This window comes from Solemya pervernicosa gill symbiont (genome assembly GCF_002020875.1).
Classification (GTDB): domain Bacteria; phylum Pseudomonadota; class Gammaproteobacteria.
On the sequence record NZ_MPRL01000119.1, the window covers coordinates 1 to 4148 of the forward strand.

Genomic DNA, 4148 nt, shown 5'->3' on the forward strand with positions numbered 1-4148 from the left:
CGGGGCGCCGCAGGCATAAACGGTCGCGTGAAGTTTTTGCTGTTTGCTTGGGCTTGGATGCCCAAAACAAACTTTCGCAAAAATAGCGACTCCCCGGATGAACTGTGGATGTGCCGTCTCGGCAATCATCGCTTCCATTCTCTACAGCTCCAGATGGCCAGTGGACTCAATAATCCGTTTTGAAATCGCCATGTGGGTCACGATGCCGCGGTAGTTGCCATCCTCGATGAGGAAGATGTAGGCGCTGTTGAGCTGCTCCATAAAGGCGAGCCCTTTGATAAGTGGTGAGTTGGGGTGGCATGGGGGAAGTCGCTGAGCAGATAGCGCTCAACAGGCTCGTCGAGTAGTCGTCGGGCGTCGATATGCGGGATATTGACCGCTTCAATCTCATCGCCCAGCAGGTGGGCGGTGTCGATCATAAAATGGGGAATGCAGCACTCTTTGAAACAGTGACGTATCGAAATTCGACCGACAATCTCACCCTGTTCATTGGCGAAGGGGAGACCGGGTACATCGCTCTTTACACACTCACGAAGGAATTCGCCAATACTCATCCCGGCGCGCATAACGGCAGTGGGGATTGCCAGATTCTTGAGATCCATTAGGTGGGGCTCCTGAAGCAACATTAGGCGACTTTTATTATCTGTCCATTCTATACTCATAGCCCACAGATGGGGGAGGGAAGATGCAACGTGTCGTCAGTGGAAGCGTTCAATCAGTAGGGGGTGCTTTCGTGCTGTTTGGGTGGTGTCGATGAAAGATACGTTGCAGAATCTGTACGATCGTCTAGTGCTCGATCGTCCAAAACTGACACTGCTAATGGTGTTGCTGGCAACGTTGCTCTTCGCCTCTTTTATACCCGACTTCAAGCTCGATATCTCTGCTGACTCTCTGGTGCTGGAGCAGGATGAGGATCTTCACTACTACCGAGCGATCCGAGCTCGTTATGGCTCAGATGACTATCTGATCATTACCTACTCACCCAAGGGTGGGCTGTTTGAGGCGCAGACGCTCGATGATCTTCGTCGCCTGCGTGACGCGCTGCTGAAGATAGAGCGTGTTGAGTCGGTGCTCTCAATTCTCGATGTACCACTGCTGGAGAGTCCACCGATTGGACTTCAAGAGTTACAGCGGCAGACGCCAACACTCGATAGTGAAGGTGTTGATCGACAGCTCGCTGCGGTTGAATTGCAGCAGAGTCCGCTCTATCGCAATCGACTGGTTGGGGAGGAGGGCGATACCACCGCTCTACAGGTCAACTTCAAACGCGATGAGACCTACCTGCGCCTGCGCAGTGAACGTGATGCGCTGCGTGAACGTGAGCTGGAGCAGCCACTCTCTCAGCACCAATCAGAGCAACTGACTCAGCTGACCGATCAATTTAAACGCTACAGCAGTGAGTTGATGGTGCAGGAGGAGGTCGATATCGCGCAGATTCGCGAGATACTCGATCAACATCGCAATCGTGCCGAGCTGCATCTTGGCGGTCTGCCAATGATCGTCGCCGACATGATGGAGTTTGTGCGTCATGACCTACGGGTCTTCGGAGTCGGTGTGATTGTGATTCTGGCAATGTTATTAACCATAGCGTTTCGCCAGCCACGTTGGGTATTCCTGCCGATCACCACTGCGCTGGTTGCCTGCGTGATTACCGTCGGATTACTAGGGCTCTACGAGTGGCGCATCACGATCGTCTCCTCGAACTTCATTACCCTGCTGCTGATCTTCTCACTCTCACTCACCATCCACCTGGTGGTTCGTTATCGCGAACTGCAGATGCTCCACCCCGATGCCGAGCAGCGCTATCTGGTCCGTGAGACGGTCTACAGCAAGGTGCTGCCATCGTTCTATACCGTTATCACCACCATGGTCGCCTTCGGTTCGCTGGTGGTGAGCGGGATTCGCCCCGTGATCGACTTTGGCTGGATCATGGTGATAGGTCTCGGTGTCGCCTTCCTGCTCGCCTTTACCCTCTTCCCGGCTGTGCTGATGTTGATGCGACCCGGTGAACGGCGTAAACGCCACGACATCACCGCCCACATCACCGACTTCACCGCCCATGTGATTGAGAATCACAGCACCACCGTATTGTTGGTGACATTGGTGGGTGCGATTGTGAGTGCGGTCGGTATTACTCGGCTAACGGTTGATAACCGTTTTATCGACTACTTCAAACAGGAGACCGAGATATTCCAGGGCATGTATCTAGTCGATCAGAAGCTGGGTGGGACCACGCCGCTCGATGTGGTGATTGAGGCCCCTTCCGATTTCTTTGAAGAGGAGGAGCTCGATCCGGAAGATCAATACATACCCCAGGGCGAGGCGGGCATCACCGCCACCAGCTACTGGTTCAACAGCTATGCACTCGATGAGATCGAGGCAATCCACGCCTATCTCGACGGCATCAATGAGACCGGCAAGGTGCTCTCGCTCTCAACCAGCATGTCAGTGCTAAAACAACTCAATCAGGGGCGACCGCTCGACGACTACTTTATGTCGATTCTTTATAAGCGACTCCCGGAGGATGTGAAGGCGAGCATGGTTTCACCCTACATCTCAGAGGATGGCAATCAACTCCGCTTTGCAGTGCGTGTTTATGAGTCAGATGTGGCAATGGTGCGTCAGGCACTACTCGATAAGATCCACCGTGATCTAACCACGCACTTTGGCTTAGCTGACGAACAGGTGCGTCTTAGCGGTATGATGGTGCTATTCAACAATATGTTGCAGAGCCTGTTTAAATCACAGGTGCTGACCCTCGGTGCCGTTTTTCTCGCCATTATGGTGATGTTTGCGGTGCTATTCCGCTCAATACGGATTGCATTAATAGCTATCATTCCCAATCTATTCGCCGCTTCGGTGGTGCTGGGATTGATGGGTTGGCTAGGCGTACCGCTCGATATTATGACCATCACCATCGCCGCGATTAGCGTCGGTATCGGCGTCGATGACACCATTCACTACGTGCACCGCTATGGCGAAGAGTTACAGAAGGATTGGGACTACAAGGAGGCGCTGTTCCGCTCCCACAACTCGATCGGTCGGGCGATGTACTTCACCACCGTCACCATTACCGTCGGCTTCTCGATTCTAGTCCTCTCCAGCTTCGTACCGACCATCTACTTTGGTATCCTCACCGCCTTTGCCATGGTTACTGCACTGACAGCAAACGTTACCGTGTTACCGATTCTATTGGAGAAGTTGAAGCCTTACGGTGAATCGGGTGTGCCTGCTAAATAATCTTCGAGCTGGCTTGTAGAGTATTGAGTTCTATTGTTAGTTGTTATGTGACAAATACCGAAGGATCATTGCTCGATATCTCCGTGATAGTTGATACTCTCTGTATTCAATCGAAGGTCACCATGGCCATACCGGTAATCTCAATTACCATAATATTGGGTACGATACCTTGGTAACCTTGTGGCTATTGTGGGTTCTACATTATGTGTGATAGGTTTCTTTCGTATTGAGATGTATGCATTGAGCCAAGGAGCTGGTGTCATGTTACGCATTACATCCCTAACGAAAGAGTAGAGCGGTCATATGCCGCATTATTCGAAATGTCAGCATTCAGTTGTGCTGATGCGTTGTTTCATAATATCTGTGGTAGTAATTGTTAGCGGTTGCTGCTGAGTGCAGATGACTGCGAATAATGGAAATGGTGGTAGCTGCCACTAATAACTAATGGAAGCTAAGGAAGGTAGAAAGATGACATGGAGTAAAGATCAAGCGGCTGATGGGGTGGCTGGCGTCCTTCCACAGGGTATACGCAATAGCCTATTCCTCTACAATATGGCATCTCTGCATTTTGGTAGTCGCAAATCGCTATACAGAGTATTTTCGTATGTTTCTCTATTGTTGATGCTGGCAGTACCCGTAACTACCACTTATGCTTCTAACCCCGTCAGCTATGGCGCACCATTTTTCCTAAATGATGCACATTTACCGAATCCAAAGCGATCTACTATTGACGAAGCAGTTTCTTATTGGTGGTTAAAGTACAGACAACGTTGGCGTGTTCAACCATATGGATACCTTAAGTGCGGATACGGTAATCCCCCCTGAAAATAAAGGTGCTCAGAAGTAGGATTTTCCAATACATTGATAGTCAGGAGAATCCACAATGAAAAAGTCCCGTTACAGCGAGT

At 50.8% G+C, this 4148-nt stretch carries 2 protein-coding genes; one reads left to right on the top strand and one right to left on the bottom strand.

Going from position 1 to position 4148, the window contains the following annotated elements:
• Positions 1-197: 197 nt before the first annotated feature.
• On the bottom strand, positions 198-602 hold the full coding sequence (locus tag BOW52_RS16360; protein WP_135622589.1) for a hypothetical protein: 405 nt from the start codon (positions 600-602) through the stop codon (positions 198-200).
• A 151-nt stretch (positions 603-753) separates the two neighbouring features.
• Between BOW52_RS16360 and BOW52_RS16365 the strand changes: the two genes are divergently transcribed.
• Positions 754-3240 carry an efflux RND transporter permease subunit gene (locus BOW52_RS16365; RefSeq protein WP_078485154.1) on the top strand — a complete coding sequence of 829 codons (2487 nt, stop codon included), beginning with the start codon at positions 754-756 and terminating at the stop codon, positions 3238-3240.
• Positions 3241-4148: the final 908 nt, after the last annotated feature.

Bases quoted from the DNA above. Each gene is read 5' to 3' on its own strand.
- BOW52_RS16360 (WP_135622589.1), bottom strand. From the start codon at position 602: ATGGATCTCAAGAATCTGGCAATCCCCACTGCCGTTATGCGCGCCGGG.
- BOW52_RS16365 (WP_078485154.1), top strand. From the start codon at position 754: ATGAAAGATACGTTGCAGAATCTGTACGATCGTCTAGTGCTCGATCGT.